We start from the raw sequence: 16,258 nt of genomic DNA on the forward strand, positions 1-16,258 counted from the left end.
CTCTTACTAGGGAGAGGAACTTACATGATGATATATCTTGACTATGCAGCTACTACACCTATGAGTGAAGAAGCATTACACACATATATAAAAGCAGCATCGCAATACTTCGGAAATGAACAAAGTTTACATGATATTGGAGGAACAGCCTCTTCTTTATTACAAGTTTGCCGAAAAACATTTGCTGAAATGATTGGCGGAAAGGAACAAGGGGTATTCTTCACAAGCGGCGGCTCGGAATCCAACTACCTTGCGATTCAATCCCTTCTCAATGCTCGAAATAAGAAGCACATTATTACGACACCTATGGAACATGCATCCATTCGAAGTTATTTTCAATCCTTACAATCAGAAGGGTATACCATTACTGAAATTCCTGTTGATGAAGGTGGGCTAATTCATTTAGATGATTTAGAAACAGCCATTACAGAAAATACTGTTCTAGCAAGCATACAGCATGGAAACTCTGAAATCGGAACCGTTCAAAACATCACAGAGATCGGGGCACTTTTAAAAAAACATAACGTTTTATTTCATTCAGATTGTGTACAAACATTTGGTAAACTTCCTATCAATGTTTTTGAGATGGGAATTGATAGTCTCTCTGTTTCAGCACATAAAATATACGGACCAAAGGGTGTTGGCGCTTGCTATATAAATCCCCAAGTTCGCTGGGCACAAATATTTCCGGGAACTTCTCACGAAAAAGGATTTCGCCCAGGTACAGTAAACGTTCCTGGCATCGCATCTTTTTTAACAGCTGCTGAGAATATATTAAAAAATCAACAAGAAGAGAGCTTACGTTTTAAAGAGTTACGATCCTACTTTTTAAGACATTTACAAGCGCTTCCTCTAGAAATTCAAGTAGAAGGTCATTCTACTTCTTGTTTACCACATATTGTTGGGGTTACAATAAAAGGAATAGAAGGTCAATATACAATGCTAGAATGTAATCGCCATGGTATTGCCATTTCCACTGGAAGTGCTTGCCAAGTCGGTAAACAAGAACCTTCGAAAACAATGCTTGCAATTGGAAAAACGTATGAAGAGGCAAAACAATATGTTCGCTTCTCTTTCGGACAACAAACAACGAAAGATCAAATTGATACTACTATTCATGCACTACACACAATTGGAAATCAATTTTATAGAGGTGTTAAATCATAATGAAACAAAATGAACAAAAAAAGATTTTAGGTGAAGAAAGACGACAACTTATCCTTCAGTGGCTTCTCGCTGCAAATGAACCGTTATCTGGGAATGAACTATCGAAAAAGACAAATGTAAGTAGACAAGTTATCGTGCAAGATATTTCCTTGCTTAAAGCACGAAACGAACCAATTATTGCGACTGCTCAAGGGTATTTATATTTAAAACCACAAGAGAAACAACAAGCTTTCGAACGCGTAATTGTATGCCAACATAAACCAGCGGAAGTACGTCAAGAACTTACAATGCTTGTTGACCACGGCGTTACGATTAAAGATGTAAAAGTTGAGCATCCTGTATACGGTGACTTAACAGCGTCCATCATGGTAAGTAATCGCTTTGATGTAGAGCAATATTTACAAAAAATTGAAAACACGAATGCTTCCTATCTTTCGCAACTAACAGATGGTATTCACTTACATACAATTGAGGCAGATTCAAAAGAGAAATTAGACGCTGCTTGCGAGGCACTAGATAAAGCAGGATTTCTCGTTTATTAATTCATGTAAAGCACAGAGTTTTTATCATTCTCTGTGCTTTTTTAGTGATATAATATTGTAATCAATTGTAAAGGGGATCAAACATGGGAATTGAACTCGTTCACTTTAGCATTGGCAAACCAAAACAAATGAAATATAGCGAAGATAAAGAAATGATTACTGGTATATGTAAAGAACTTGCAGAAGAAGCTTTTCTCTCAAAAGATGGATTTCGTGGTGATGATGTGGCGGATTTAAAACACCACGGAGGACCTGACCGCGCAGTTTGTGTGTACCCACACGAACATTACGCACTATGGGAAGAAGAATTTCAAACTACGCTTCCAGCTTCCACATTTGGCGAAAACATTACCGTAACAAATATGTTAGAACGTGATGTTTGCATCGGAGATACATATCAACTAGGTGAAGCAATCATTCAAGTGACACAAGCGAGAGTACCTTGTAGCACAATTTCAAAACGCCTTGGTATTCCTGGCATACTGCCGCGCATTGTAGCAACTGGATTTACTGGTTATCTATGTCGCGTTCTTCAAGAAGGTACTGTACGTAAAGATTCTAAAATTACATTACTAGAACGTCAACCGCGCAATGTTTCTGTATTGTTCTCTAACGAAATTTATTTTCATAATAGAAAAGATAAAGATGGCATCGAAAAGATTCTTGCTGTTCCAGAACTAGCCGATATTTGGCGTGGGCAGTTAGAGGATCGTCTTGCGAAGTTAAAATAAATAGAATCCCACCATTTATAGGTGGGATTCTATTTATCTATCACAAAATGTATTATCCGATGAAATTATACCAGCAATTAGAAGGGAAATGTCGACAGTTCATCCACCTCTCTTACAACCAATAAGAAGAATAACTCCCAAGCACAGTCACAGAAAAGCCGAGTGCTTCAAGTTCCATCGTTACGCCTGGTAATAATACATCATCGTATGCTTTATCTACATCGATTAAGAAAAAGTAATTTCCAAGACCTGTTTTCATCGGACGCGATTCGATTTTTGATAAGTTTAATTTTCTCCATGCGAAAGCTGATAACACTTGATATAGCGCCCCTGCATAATCAGCAGGTAACGTTATCATAAGCGTCGTTTTCTCTCCTCGGTTTTCTCCGTTATCCGGGAGTATTGCTCTCTTTTTCTTATGGAGAACGAGGAAGCGTGTATGATTATTTTTATGCGTATGAATGCTACTTCTTACGATCGTTAATCCGTATTTTTCTGCGGCTGCTTCATTTGCAATGGCAGCGATTTTTTCTTCAGGGTGTTCTTTCACATATTGCGCAGCGGCACTTGTTGATGTCATATCTCGGACGGTTACCCCTTTTAATTCTTCATTTAAAAACTTATGACATTGTGCAATAGCGTGCGGATGAGAATGCACTGCATATACTTCTTCCCACACTTCTGCATACTGCGGATGTACAAGTAAATGTTGCTGAATCGGTACTGTAATTTCTCCTACAATGGAGAGCGGCTGCTCATGTACAAGATAATCAACCGTTATATTCACTGAACCTTCTATCGCATTTTCTAACGGTACAACTGCGAAGTCTACATTTCCATTTGCAGCTGCATCAATACAGTCTGGAATCGTGCGATACGGTACATGCTCTGCTTCCGGAAAAAAACGACTCACCGCCATATTTGTAAATGTTGCTTCCGGTCCTAAATATCCTACTCGAATCATCGTCTTTTCCCCTCTTTTTCGTTTTCTTACTGTTATACCATACTTTTTTATATTCTTCTATGTAAATTTCGAATATTTAAAAAAGACTAGCATTCGCTAGTCTAAATGTTTCCTATATTCTCTTTGAGCGAAAAAGAAATAAACGATGCATGCAGCGATATAACACAGAATAAACAAGCCTACTTTTCTTAATGAACCATCCATAAAGATCGTATTATGAAACGCATATAGCGCAACTGCACTATGCATACTTCCTACTATAATTGGCGTAAAAAATAGCATACACAATTGCCAACGGGAAATTTTCCACACTTCTTCTTTCGTCATTCCAAGCTTAGAGAGCGCCCCGTACCCTTTACGATCCGATGAAATGTTATGAAACCATTTAAAATATACGATGCTACATGAAGTAAGAAAGAATAATATACTAATAAATGAGCCTAAAAATAGAGTAATATCGCCGCCTTCTTTCATATTTACATATAACTCCATATTGCTTCGAAATGCATTATTATCTTGTTTCATATGTTTCCGTAAATCTTCATTTAATTTCTTCGTATTTTCGATATTTGGTAATGTATAGCCTCTATATATCATTTTTTCAGAATCAGGAACCTGATTTGCTATACTGTCAAAGTCTTCATCATGCATGACGAAGAACAGACCATTAATGTGCGAAGGATGATGGTTAAATTGAACCCCTTCCTTCTGACCGTTAAATACGAATGAATATGTTTGATTTATTACTTGTAGTTGGATTTCTTTTTGATCATACATATACGGATAATTGTATTTACTATAATAAACGAGTGTAACTGTTCCTTTTTTAGGATGATACGTTTTTTGTTTTTGTTTTCTTGCCTCTTGATTGTATTCACTTTCTTTAATGAGCGGCGCTACTTCTGTTTCTCCCTTATTGGACTGAAAAGATGCATACACTCCAACAAAACTCATAGTTTGAAAATCATTATACCCATATTGATGCAATAATTGTTCAACCGCACCTTCCGCAAAGACTTCATGAGAAGAAGTACCTTTTTCTATGTAAGAAAATGAGTGTACTCCCCCGCCCCGCCACATATCTTGCATACCAGAAAAATATAAAAATACCGTACCTGTTGCCGTAACTACAAACGTCGTTGCCATTGACATTAGAAAGAAAAAACGACCATTTTCCTTCATTCGATGTGACAATTGATTCACTATAAATAAATACGGGTATGTATACATAATCTTTTTATTTCGTTTTATCATTTCTAATATTTGAGCAGTGCCGTGTGTAAAAGAAAAATACGTTCCGAAAAAGACAAGTATAGACACAGGGAAAAAATAGAATGCTATCGTTGTCACCGTCGCTTGTAACGCTAACGCATATCCTATCCCTAAACAAATAAAGCCGAATATACAAAGCCACATTGATGTTTTCTTCTCTTTTTTATCTGCTCGAAATTCTTTCAATAACCGAATGATTTTTATATTCCATATTCGTAAAGCACTTATAAAAGATAAGACAACAAATACGAACATATACGTAATAAACGTTCCCCCAATTGCTCTCACATCAAATATGACAGGGAGTTCTTTCGGAAGCCCCAATAACATACTAAACACCATGAAAAAGAGCTTTAAAAAGATCATACCAAGCCCAATACCGAAAATATTAGCAAATACCCCGATCAATATTTGCTCGGTCATAATCACTCCTATTACGTTAGATTTCGTTGCTCCCATTAACATATATAATCCTAATTCTTTCTTACGTGCCTCTATGAAAATAGAAGTAGCGTACAAAATAAATATGACGAAAAAAGAAATAATTATAACATTACATATGATAAGTCCCCAGCGTACGTTTTGATACCACATCGTCTCTTGCATATACGGATGTACAATGACAGACATGTATGCAAAAGACGCAAATATCGCAAAACAACTACTTAAGAAAAACACTTTATAATTACGCCAATTTCCTTTTATATTTTGCAGCGCTAGTTGCCGAATGTTCATCTATCGTCCCCCTATAACTTACTACATAGGCAAAAAGCTAGAGGTTTCTCTAGCTTTGCACGTGTTTCAAATATCCCCTTTGCGCGATCATAAAGTAAATCGCAGAAGCTACAATGTATGCTCCAATTACAATCGCACCTGATTTCCATAAATCAATATAAAGCATTTTCCCTAACGTATGAAGAGCAAATCCACTATGAATTGCACCGATCAAAATTGGGATAAAGAAGATAACGCCCATTTGTCGAATCGCAATTTTACGAATTTCTTTATCTGTCATACCGATTCTCTTTAACGATTTAAATTGAATACGATCTTGTTCTTTATCGTTAAACCATTTAAAGTATGTCATACTACAAGCGAAAAAGAAGAACAGTACAGCTACGAAGAAACCGATAAACATCGTAATTGCTCCTGATTCCCTTATATTTTTATAAGCAAACACCGAGTTATTTAATTCCCCTTGCTTATCTGGTGCAATTTCCTTTTTCAAATCTAACACAAGTTCTTCCGTACTTTTCCAGTCTTCTATATAATAACCGTAATATTTCGTCTTTTCTTCATCTGGTACGAGCTTTGCGTATTTCTCAAAATCTTGATCATTCACAATGAGATATTCACTATCATTAAAAACAGAAAATGAAGTTGGATCATTTAATTGAACAGACTGCGTTTGTCCGTTAATTTTAATTTCATACGGTTTCGTACGATCTATCTTCATCATATCGTTCGCCATATCCATTACGACCATCGTTGCACTACCTGGTGCATTATGAACTTCTCTAACTTGCTCTCTCTTTTGTTTACGTACTTCAGCATTATATTCTTTTTCTGAAACAATCGCCATCGGTACTTCATGTTCACTCTTAAACATCGTGATTTTTTGAGTTCCAGGAAGTTTTACGTACATTACTTCTCGCGCTTCTTCAAATCCGTGTTTTTTTATTAATTCTTTTGCCTTTCCTTCTTTTATGACATTATGCGTATTTATTCCCTTTTCCTCATACGAAATAGCATGCGGGGTACTAGTTACTGCCTTATAACTCATATCCTCAAAAAATACGTACAGTGTACCAACTGCTGAAGATACAACGGCCGTAATGATAGAAATTACAAATAGAAAACGAGCATTATCTTTCATTTTATAAATAAGATTGCTAAGTACGAACATATTTGGATATGTATAAAAAGATCTTTTTCTTTTTTGCAATGCTTTTAATACGACTGTACTACCTTGTGTAAACAGTAAATAAGTTCCGCCTATCGTCAGCCCTACAATCGGTAAAAACAGAATGATAAAATTCATAAATGTCACTTGGAAGCTCAGTACATATGCAACAATAATACATCCTATACCAACTACACATAACGATGTAAATGCAAAAGGTTCTACTTTTTGTTTTCTTGCTTCTCTTAATAAATCAATAATTTGCAAGCGCCCTACTGTCCAAACACTAAACAATGATAGGATTAAAAATAGAATAAAGTATACACCTACTGTAATCAAAACTGCTTTACTATTCCATACGAGTGGAAGTGTTTTATCTATTTTCAATATTACGCTTAATGCTTGGAAAAATAACTTTGAACAAAGCATGCCAAGCCCAATACCTACTACAATTGCAATGCTACCTAACATAAGCTGTTCTAATATAATCATTCGGCCAAGTTGAGATTTTGTTCCACCTATTAATGTTAATAGACCAAACTCTTTTTTTCTTGCTCGTAAAAATGTTGAATTTGCATATAAAATAAAGAGCGCTGAGAAGATGACTACAATATAATTCATCGATTCTAGCCCTTTTGAAATCATCTCTCTCATACTAATATTACCACTTACGACATCTGGATGATAAATAAAGGAAGCATACATGAAAAATACGACAATCGATAAACAGCTACTAATAAGGAAAGCTTTATAATTACGCCAATTTCCTTTTACGTTATTAAGCGCGAGCTGGCGAAAGTTCATGATATTCTCCTCCTAGCATCGCAAGTACGTCCAGAATTTCTTGGAAAAAGGCTTGTTTCGTTCTTCCTTTATGTATTTCCGAGAAAATTTCTCCGTCGCGAATGAAAAGAATACGTTCGCAATAACTCGCCGCTACTGGATCATGCGTTACCATTGCAATTGTCACTTTCTTTTGTTCATGTAAATCTTGCAACGCACTCATTAATGATTTTGCTGACTTCGAATCTAAGTTTCCAGTTGGCTCATCCGCTAAAATTAGCGTAGGTTCATGAATGATCGCTCTCGCTGCTGCTGCACGTTGTTGTTGTCCGCCTGACACTTCATATACTTTTTTATTTAAAATTTCTTCGATGTTTAAAAACTTTGCAATCTCAAGCACTTTCGCATCGATTTCATTTACAGATTTCTTCGCCATTACAAGTGGTAAAATGATATTTTCTTTAATCGATAACGTATCAAGTAAGTTAAAATCCTGGAAGATGAATCCTAAATGTGTACGACGAAACTCCGCTAATTTTGCAGCACGCATTTGATTAATTTCTTCACCATTTACAAGCACATGACCTGAAGTTTGCTTATCAATTGTTGCTAATAAGTTTAAAAGCGTTGTTTTCCCGCTCCCTGAAGGCCCCATAATTCCTACAAATTCGCCTTCTTCTATTTTAAAATTTATATCGTTTAAAGCAGTCGTCGCTACTGAACCTTTTGATTGGTACACTTTTGTTAATCCTTTTACTTCAAGAACACTCATTTCTAGTCCCCCTATGTGTTTTCTTCTTACACTTACTATAAGAAAAATAAGAAAAAGAAACGAGTGATTTCCCTTACAAAACGTTTTGTTATCTTACAGTTTTGTCATTTTTCTCATTAAGGTATGATATTCTTCATCTTTTGCAAATTGGAACGTGAATGTTGTACCTTCCCCTTCAGCCGATTGCACATACATTCCATGATGTAAATTATCGCAAATTTCCTTCGTAATATATAAACCCATTCCAGTCGCTTCTCTCGTTTTACGGCCATTTATCCCCGTAAAAAATGGATCAAATATACGCTTTACATCTTGCTCTGGAATACCGATTCCATTGTCCATAATATGTAGTAACACTTTTTGATCTTTCTCTTCAATTTGAAATTGGATTTCCTTTTTCTCTGCTTCTGAAATTTTCGTATACTTAATTGCATTTACAACAATTTGACCTATAGCAATACTGAGCCATTTTCTATCAGATGCAACCATACAAGTATCTTCCTCAAACATCACTTTCGGAAATACAGACGATTGAATGAAAGATTTTCTATTTTCATTAATAATACCCCTAATGATATCTATCACATTTACTACTTCTACTTTATAATCTTTCGCAAACTGCTCTAACCTTGCCATATGTAACGCTAAATCTAAACCATTTAGTATGCGGTTATTTTCTTCACGAATACTTTCAACTGTTGCTCTTGCTTCACGATGCTCTTTACCAAACTTTTGTAATAGCAATTCTATAACCGATACTGGTGTTTTCATTTGATGAATCCATTGGTTCATAAATATCATTTGCTGTTGTTCTTTCGCATGTTGTTTATGAACTTCATTCATATATTGCTGTCTTAATAGCGTAAACGATTCAACAACCATCTCTTGCTCTGACGTATAAGAAGTATCAATAAGTAAAGAGTCGTGTAATGTATTTCCGCTAGCAACATATTTTTCGATTCTTTTTAAAAATACACTTCTTTTTCGATAATCGTAAATGAGGTATACAGTAAATACAACTGTCCCTAATAAAAGCCCATATAACCACGTACTCCAATCAATGGATTTTTTTTCTAAAAAACTTTGCAACTGCAAAACGAGCCCAAATAAACAAAGGCTAATAATATAAGAAAGAAGTAAAGAAAAACGGTCCATGAGGTAATTTTTAACCTTCATGCCCTTCGCCCCACTCTGTAAGAAGCGCATAACCATATCCGCGTTTCGTTACAATTGCATTTTGAATGCCTAGCTCCTCTAGTTTCTTCCTTACGCGTTTTACATTTACGGTTAATGTATTATCATCAACAAAAGCTACCTCGTCCCACAGGGCTTCTAACAGTTCTTCACGCGTTACATATTGATTTGCTTGTTTCATTAAACATTCTAATAAGTAAAATTCATTTTTTGTCAGCTCCGTTTGTTGCCCCTGCCACTCAACAATGTGCTGGGACGGAAATAACAACAGTCCATTTACACCTAAACAATCACTCTCAGCAACAGAGGCATACTCACCATAGCCACGGCGAAGTGCACTTTTCACCTTAGCCATTACAATATCTAAATGGAATGGCTTCGTAATGTAATCATCTCCGCCATTCTCGATCGCCATTACTTGATCCATTTCCCCTGTTCTTGCAGAAACAAAAATAATCGGCGCATTCGATACAGTACGAATTTGACGACACCAATAAAAACCATCAAAATATGGTAAATTAATATCCAGTAATACGAGATGAGGATTTATTTTCACGAACTCATCTTTTATATGACGTAAATCACTTGCTCTAAATGATTGATAGCCATACCTTTCTAAATGCTCCTCTAATATTCCCGCTATTTTTTCATCGTCTTCTACAATTAATATTTTATACATGTTCGTTTTCTCCCCATAAAAAATTCTTCCAAAGCTACTCCTTGTTCTATTATAAATTGAAAATTTAATTAGTGGGTATTTTTCCCTATATGAATCAGACATTTACAATAAAAAAAAACTGCCATATTTCGGCAGTCTTAATCGATAAATTCAAATTGATATTCAAGAATTTTTACAATATCTCCGTCTACTGCACCACGTGCACGAAGGGCTTCATCAATACCCATTCCACGCATTTGACGAGCAAATCGGCGTACAGATTCATCACGTGAGAAGTCTGTCATTTTGAATGTTTTCTCAATATCATAACCAGAAATAACAAATGTGCCATCACTTTCGCGTGTAATTTCAAAATTAGATTCAGATTCAAATTTGTACATTACACTTGCTTCAGATTCTTCTACATCATCGTACATTGGGAATTCTGGTGTTGTTTCTAATAAGTTCGCTACTTCAAATAGTAAGTCACGAACACCTTGTTTCGTTACAGCTGAGATTGGGAAAATTTTCACTTCGTCTCCCAATTTTGCTTTAAATGCTTGTAAGTTTTCTTCTGCACCTGGCATATCCATTTTGTTTGCAACAACAACTTGTGGACGCTCAGTTAAACGCATATTGTATTCTTTTAGTTCACTATTGATTGTTACATAATCTTCATATGGCTCACGGCCTTCTAAACCAGACATATCGATAACATGCACGATTACACGCGTACGCTCAATATGACGTAAGAATTGGTGTCCAAGTCCGACGCCGGCATGTGCACCTTCAATTAGTCCAGGAAGGTCAGCCATAACGAAGCTGCGGTTATCACCAGTTTCAACAACACCAAGATTCGGAACGATTGTTGTAAAGTGATACTCTGCAATTTTCGGACGCGCTGATGATACAACAGATAATAATGTAGATTTACCTACACTTGGGAATCCAACAAGTCCAACATCTGCTAGCACTTTAAGTTCTAGCGTGACATCACGTTCTTGACCTGGTTCACCGTTCTCAGCGATTTCTGGCGCTGGGTTCGTCGGTGTTGCGAAACGTGAGTTACCACGACCACCGCGGCCACCCTTTGCGATTACAGCTGTTTGTCCATGCGTTACTAAATCGGCAAGAATTTCACCTGTTTTTTCATCTTTTACTATTGTTCCCGGTGGAACCTTTACGATTAAATCTTCAGATTTACGACCATGCTGACCTTTACTCATTCCATGCTGACCACGATCAGCTTTGAAATGACGTTGGTAGCGGAAGTCCATTAATGTACGTAAGCCTTCCTCAACAACAAAAACAACATCTGCACCTTTACCACCGTCGCCACCTGCTGGGCCACCTTTAGGTACATACTTCTCACGACGATACGCAACCATTCCGTTACCACCGTCGCCGCCTTTTACATATATCTTGACCTGATCTACAAACATTATTTCACCACACTTTTTTCGATTGGTTGTAATATAACTGAGACTTCTTCGTCTCGTACTGTATAAGAAATGGAATACCATTTATTGTTTTGGTTCGCAAGCCAATTCTGTAGTTCTTCTACACTCGTTAGCTTACCACGAAAATCAAAAAAGAAACGAGCATTCTCCGCGTCACATTCAATTGTGATACAAACATAATTTTCAACATATACGTCTAAACTATGCTGAAGTATTGAGAAAAATTGATTCGTCCATATACATACAGTCTCATCTAAGTGAGATAAGTTATGTAATTTCCCTAATACTTCGTACTCCAATAAGCACGGCTGCTGTTTCCAATTATATGTTAAAATCCACTCTGAAAATAAAGGCATTGATAGCCCTATCAGATTGGATTCTTGTCTCGCTTCTTGGACAAAACGATCGATGAGACTATGAATCTCTTCCACTTTTCCAAGGGAAAGGTTTCCTTTCACCATCTGCATACGATTGAGCCAATCATGTCTTGAATGACGCAATGCATCTATAATTGTCCATTTTTCATTCATTTAGATACCCCTTAATATAGAAAAACTCTAACCTGCACTCAGGTTAGAGTTTTCCGTGAGTTCTTATGCTTCTTGAGCAACAGGATATACGCTCACTTGTTTGCGGTCACGGCCAAGACGCTCAAAGCGTACTACGCCGTCAACTTTCGCGTATAAAGTGTCATCGCCACCACGACCAACGTTAACACCTGGATAAATTTTTGTACCGCGTTGACGGTAAAGAATTGAACCACCTGAAACCGTTTGACCATCTGCGCGTTTAGCACCAAGACGTTTTGACTGAGAGTCACGACCGTTCTTTGTACTACCTACACCTTTCTTAGATGCGAAAAACTGAAGATCTAATCTTAACATACGTTACACCTCCTGCACTTTTTCTATTAAACGGATATACTTTCCGTAATCAAGTTCGATCGTCTTAAGCGAAACAACCAATCCTTCTAAAAGCGTTTGTGCTTTTTCTGCTGCATGAACGTCTAAATCATTAGGCAATTCATACGTTAAGAATCCGCCATCACTTCCGAGTTCAATAGTTGCCTGCACATTACAAAGTTCTTCCACTGCATTTATAGAACCAAACACAACCGCTGTAGTTCCAGCACAGACAAGATCTTGTCCATGTGGCGCATAATCGGCATGTCCAGTCATTTTAAATGATTGGATACTTCCTAATTTCGTGCGACTTATCGTAATTTTAATCATGTTAACCTGGATTAAGCGTTGATAGCTTCAACAACTAGCTTAGTGTAAGGTTGACGATGACCTTGTTTCTTACGATTGTTCTTTTTCGCTTTGTATTTGAAAACGATAATTTTCTTAGCGCGACCTTGTTTTTCAACTTTCGCAGTAACTGTTGCACCTTCTACAACTGGGCTACCAACTTTAACGTTTTCGCCACCAACGAAAAGAACTTTGTCAAAAGTAACAGTTTCACCAGCTTCAACATCTAATTTTTCAATGTAGATTGCTTGACCAGCTTCAACTTTAATTTGTTTTCCACCTGTTTCGATAATTGCGTACATACTTGCACCTCCTCTTAATTACTAAGACTCGCCAAAAACGAGGTAGACATAAATGTCTTTAGGGAACCTGTCTTGTGCGGTTGTAGCATATAGCCGTTTAGGTGCTATAAACTATAACATAAAGATGTTATCATGAATCATAGACGGTTGTCAATAAATGTTCTGCTAACTATTTTTTCCGTTCTACAATTTCTGTTTTACTTCCAAAACGAATAATTGCGTACTTTTCGATCATATCATCTTTGAAATAAATTTCAAATGGAATATTTTTTTGTAATTCTTTTTGCAAAAATTGTTTTTGCAAATTTTTAGGCGCAGCGATTAATACTGCCTCATCCTCTATATTTCCATATGTGATTAGCTCTCTCTCTAACTCATACGCAATTGTTTCATATGACATTACATACCCCGTCGCTTTGCAAGGTACACACTCTTCTAGTAATACGTCGCGTAAAGAATGTTTCTTACGTTTACGTGTCATCTCCAAAATCCCTAACTCTGTAAAACCGAGCACTCTTGTATATGTGCGATCATTTTGCATAGCAGCCATCAGACATTCTCTTACCTTTTCTTTATCTTCTCTTCTTTTCATATTAATGAAATCAATTAATATCATACCACCGATATCACGCAGTCTTAATTGACGTGCAATCTCTTCAGCTGCCACTTCATTTGTACGAAGGACTGTATCTTGTAAATTCTGTTTTCCAGTAAACTTGCCCGTATTCACATCAATTACAGTCATCGTCTCCATTTGTTCCACAATTAAATAAGCACCATTCGGGAGCCACACAATTTTTTGAAGTGCTTTCTCGATCTCACGTTCTATTCCAAAATGGTTAAACATTGAAGATCTTTCATTATAAAAAGATACTTTTTCTTTTCCGACCTTTTCTTCTAATTCTTTTACTATACTTCTTGTATCTACAACTACTTTTTCAATCGTTTCAATCGGATTCTCTTGGAATACACGATCTAAAAAGGTCGCCGGTCGATGAAGTAGTAACGGTGCCTTTCCTTGGCCCTCTTTTCTTTTTAGCTCTTCATATAACTGCTGTAAACTTTGCATTTCAGCTTGTATTTCTTCAATTTCTCCTTTTTCAGAAGCAGAGCGGAAAATATAACCTCCTGTCCCTTCTACCTCAATTTGGAGTAGCTGTTGCCTTCTTTTATTGTTTTTTATTTTCCGAGAAACCGCACGCATTTCATCATATGGCATATAAACGACATATTTCCCGGTAAATTCTACGTTCGCCGTCAATTTCGGCCCTTTCGTATCAATTGCCTCTTTCACAACTTGCACGAGTACTGCTTGCCCTTCATGTATACGATAAGAAGATGGTACATCATCGTATGAAAGGTACGCATGTTTTTCTAAACCGATGTTTACAAAAGCTGCGTTCATTCCAGCAATCGTTCTTACGATACGTCCAACATAAATATGCCCAACAATCTCTTGTTCTTCATTTCGTTTCCATAAAAACTCAACAATTTTTTTCTTCTCTTCAATTGCAACGCGTTTTTCCGATCCTGCATAGTTCATATATAACGTTTTCAAAATTCTTTCCTCACTTTATAATCTTCTTTGCTTTTACAATAATAAAAGGTTAGTGCTATCGTCAACACTAACCGATTAATTCTTCAACAGATGAAGTTGTTCGTTTTTCAGTAAAATACGCATAGAGTAATTCATTTTCATCCAATGTGTAATGTTCTTTATATTTTCCATGGACGATAATAGAGTGCTTATACCCTCTACGAAATTTTGTGAATATCTTATATAAATGATCTTCTGATTGCACTTCAATAGGTGCAATCTTTTCAATTCCTCTTTTGTTCCCATAATAACGTTCTAATAAAAAACGCATAAAGGCATACTGTCTTTGTTTCCACTCTTGATATAACGACACCGCTAAAAATATGAGTAGTACCCACATCATAATATTGTTACTATTCCAAAGTAACTGCCACACTAGTATTACACTAAAAAAAACACATGATAATTTCATCATCTTTTCATGTGCTTGTAAATAAGGAAAACGATATGATAATACGTTAAACAATACTTTTCCACCATCAAGCGGCCAAATAGGTAGTAAATTAAATGCTAAAATAATTATATTATTCCATATAAAGAAATAATATAAATCCGCACCCAGCCAACCAGCTTCAAAGACTATATAACCTACCACCATCATCCAAATATGTTGTATAGGCCCTGCAATTACAACAACAAGCTCCTCTATCAATGACTTATTCCCATGCTCCTCAAGCTCAGCCACACCACCAAACGGTAAAAGTTGAATCTTTTTAATACGCCAATTGTAGTGTGCCGCCGCAAAGGCATGCCCAAGTTCATGGATAAGAACGATACAAAATAACAGTAGTAACTCTTTAAAACGTGCCGTAAAAATACCAATGACAATAATAACCCAAAACAACGGATGCACTGAAATCTTCGTTAAAACTTCTCTATATTTAATCAAATGAAATCACCTGAATCGGGTCAATAAATTTTTCATTCTTTTTTATCGCGAAATAAAACTTACCATTTTTATTATTCGCATCATTATTCACCGTTCCAATTTTTTGTTTCTTTGAAACGTAATCATATAATTTCACTGTCATGTCATTTAAATTCGCATACCACGATTCTGTTCCATCTGCATGCTGAATTTGAACCGTATTACCAAGTTCCTCTTTCTTGCCTGCAAAAACAACTAGCCCTTCATTCACTGACTCAACAGTTGCATTTATAGCTGTTTGAACAAATACACCTTGGCCATTTTTTTGAAACCCTTGCATCACCTTTCCAGAAGCAGGGATGGCATAATCTTTTTGCTGAATAGTTCCTTCTTTTTTCTCAGTAGGTGAATAAAATACGAGCGGTTTTCCAAACTGCTTTTCGTACCATTTCGCTACAGTAGCAAACTGAAATTCTTCTTTCATCACTTTTTCTGTAACAGCTTTAGCACCGTCGAAAGAAGAGGGTGCATTCTTATATAAAATAGCGACAGAAAGAACTAATATTGCTGATAACAAAAATTTGAAGAAAAATACTTCTTTTCTAAATAAAGGATGAATTTCCTTTTCTCCTTCTTCAATAAATACTGTTTCACTATCAAAATTCCCTCCAGCAAAATACTGCTCTTCCTCCATCCTTTCCTGCTCTGCCTTCCTTTTCGCAATCCGTTTTTTAATTTCTTCTACACGACTATTCTTCATACTGTCTCCTTTCTTTCGTTAAGCTAATTTAAATA

General features: G+C 36.3%; 17 protein-coding genes and 1 other annotated feature. Of the genes, 3 read left to right on the top strand and 14 right to left on the bottom strand.

All coding sequences use genetic code 11. The features are described from left to right. Positions 1-24: 24 nt before the first annotated feature. From ACLBWW_RS03750 to ACLBWW_RS03760, 3 genes are all read left to right on the top strand, one after another. Positions 25-1,167 carry an IscS subfamily cysteine desulfurase gene (locus ACLBWW_RS03750; protein ID WP_048541385.1) on the top strand — a complete coding sequence of 381 codons (1,143 nt, stop codon included), beginning with the start codon at positions 25-27 and terminating at the stop codon, positions 1,165-1,167. After that, positions 1,167-1,709 (top strand): transcription repressor NadR, encoded by a 543-nt coding sequence (locus ACLBWW_RS03755; protein ID WP_000812272.1) that lies wholly within the window; start codon positions 1,167-1,169, stop codon positions 1,707-1,709. Before ACLBWW_RS03750 ends, ACLBWW_RS03755 begins: the two co-directional genes overlap by 1 nt. An 83-nt stretch (positions 1,710-1,792) precedes the next feature. Beyond that, the gene (locus tag ACLBWW_RS03760) at positions 1,793-2,440 is read left to right on the top strand and encodes an MOSC domain-containing protein (protein ID WP_048541383.1); all 648 of its coding nucleotides are present in this window, start codon (positions 1,793-1,795) and stop codon (positions 2,438-2,440) included. Positions 2,441-2,552: 112 nt separating this feature from the next. Here the strand turns inward: ACLBWW_RS03760 and pheA are convergent, their stop codons facing one another. The 14 genes from pheA to spoIVFA form a co-directional block, all read right to left on the bottom strand. Next, a complete protein-coding gene (pheA, locus tag ACLBWW_RS03765; RefSeq protein WP_048541381.1) occupies positions 2,553-3,404 on the bottom strand; it encodes a prephenate dehydratase in 852 nt (283 codons plus the stop codon). A 96-nt stretch (positions 3,405-3,500) separates the two neighbouring features. Next, entirely contained in the window at positions 3,501-5,411 is a 1,911-nt protein-coding gene (locus tag ACLBWW_RS03770) for an ABC transporter permease (protein WP_098136670.1), read from the bottom strand. 49 nt (positions 5,412-5,460) lie between these two features. Then, entirely contained in the window at positions 5,461-7,383 is a 1,923-nt protein-coding gene (locus tag ACLBWW_RS03775) for an ABC transporter permease (RefSeq protein WP_431124757.1), read from the bottom strand. Continuing rightward, positions 7,358-8,134 (bottom strand): ABC transporter ATP-binding protein, encoded by a 777-nt coding sequence (locus ACLBWW_RS03780; protein WP_000114530.1) that lies wholly within the window; start codon positions 8,132-8,134, stop codon positions 7,358-7,360. The genes ACLBWW_RS03775 and ACLBWW_RS03780 overlap by 26 nt, the downstream gene beginning before the upstream one ends. A gap of 93 nt (positions 8,135-8,227) precedes the next feature. Then, a complete protein-coding gene (locus ACLBWW_RS03785; RefSeq protein ID WP_098633564.1) occupies positions 8,228-9,310 on the bottom strand; it encodes a HAMP domain-containing histidine kinase in 1,083 nt (360 codons plus the stop codon). After that, positions 9,300-10,007 (bottom strand): response regulator transcription factor, encoded by a 708-nt coding sequence (locus ACLBWW_RS03790; RefSeq protein WP_000276710.1) that lies wholly within the window; start codon positions 10,005-10,007, stop codon positions 9,300-9,302. Before ACLBWW_RS03790 ends, ACLBWW_RS03785 begins: the two co-directional genes overlap by 11 nt. Positions 10,008-10,144: 137 nt before the next feature. Further along, positions 10,145-11,428: a GTPase ObgE gene (obgE, locus tag ACLBWW_RS03795; RefSeq protein WP_048541374.1), complete on the bottom strand. Its 1,284-nt coding sequence runs from the start codon at positions 11,426-11,428 to the stop codon at positions 10,145-10,147. Continuing rightward, positions 11,428-11,976, bottom strand: coding sequence for a sporulation initiation phosphotransferase B (locus ACLBWW_RS03800; RefSeq protein WP_001003578.1), 549 nt, complete (start codon positions 11,974-11,976; stop codon positions 11,428-11,430). Before ACLBWW_RS03800 ends, obgE begins: the two co-directional genes overlap by 1 nt. Before the next feature lie 63 nt (positions 11,977-12,039). Next, entirely contained in the window at positions 12,040-12,330 is a 291-nt protein-coding gene (gene rpmA, locus ACLBWW_RS03805) for a 50S ribosomal protein L27 (RefSeq protein ID WP_000944957.1), read from the bottom strand. 3 nt (positions 12,331-12,333) lie between these two features. Further along, positions 12,334-12,678: a ribosomal-processing cysteine protease Prp gene (locus ACLBWW_RS03810; protein WP_001973720.1), complete on the bottom strand. Its 345-nt coding sequence runs from the start codon at positions 12,676-12,678 to the stop codon at positions 12,334-12,336. A gap of 11 nt (positions 12,679-12,689) precedes the next feature. Further along, on the bottom strand, positions 12,690-12,998 hold the full coding sequence (gene rplU, locus ACLBWW_RS03815; protein WP_000270907.1) for a 50S ribosomal protein L21: 309 nt from the start codon (positions 12,996-12,998) through the stop codon (positions 12,690-12,692). Between the two features lie 14 nt (positions 12,999-13,012). After that, positions 13,013-13,090 (bottom strand) — a sequence feature (ribosomal protein L21 leader region). Between the two features lie 77 nt (positions 13,091-13,167). Next, on the bottom strand, positions 13,168-14,556 hold the full coding sequence (locus ACLBWW_RS03820; protein ID WP_048541372.1) for an Rne/Rng family ribonuclease: 1,389 nt from the start codon (positions 14,554-14,556) through the stop codon (positions 13,168-13,170). Positions 14,557-14,623: 67 nt separating this feature from the next. Further along, entirely contained in the window at positions 14,624-15,484 is an 861-nt protein-coding gene (spoIVFB, locus tag ACLBWW_RS03825; protein ID WP_447613908.1) for a stage IV sporulation intramembrane metalloprotease SpoIVFB, read from the bottom strand. Then, on the bottom strand, positions 15,477-16,223 hold the full coding sequence (gene spoIVFA / locus ACLBWW_RS03830) for a stage IV sporulation protein SpoIVFA (protein ID WP_048541370.1): 747 nt from the start codon (positions 16,221-16,223) through the stop codon (positions 15,477-15,479). Before spoIVFA ends, spoIVFB begins: the two co-directional genes overlap by 8 nt. Positions 16,224-16,258 lie beyond the last annotated feature (35 nt).

It is taken from the genome of Bacillus sp. M5A3_1b (genome assembly GCF_053345335.1).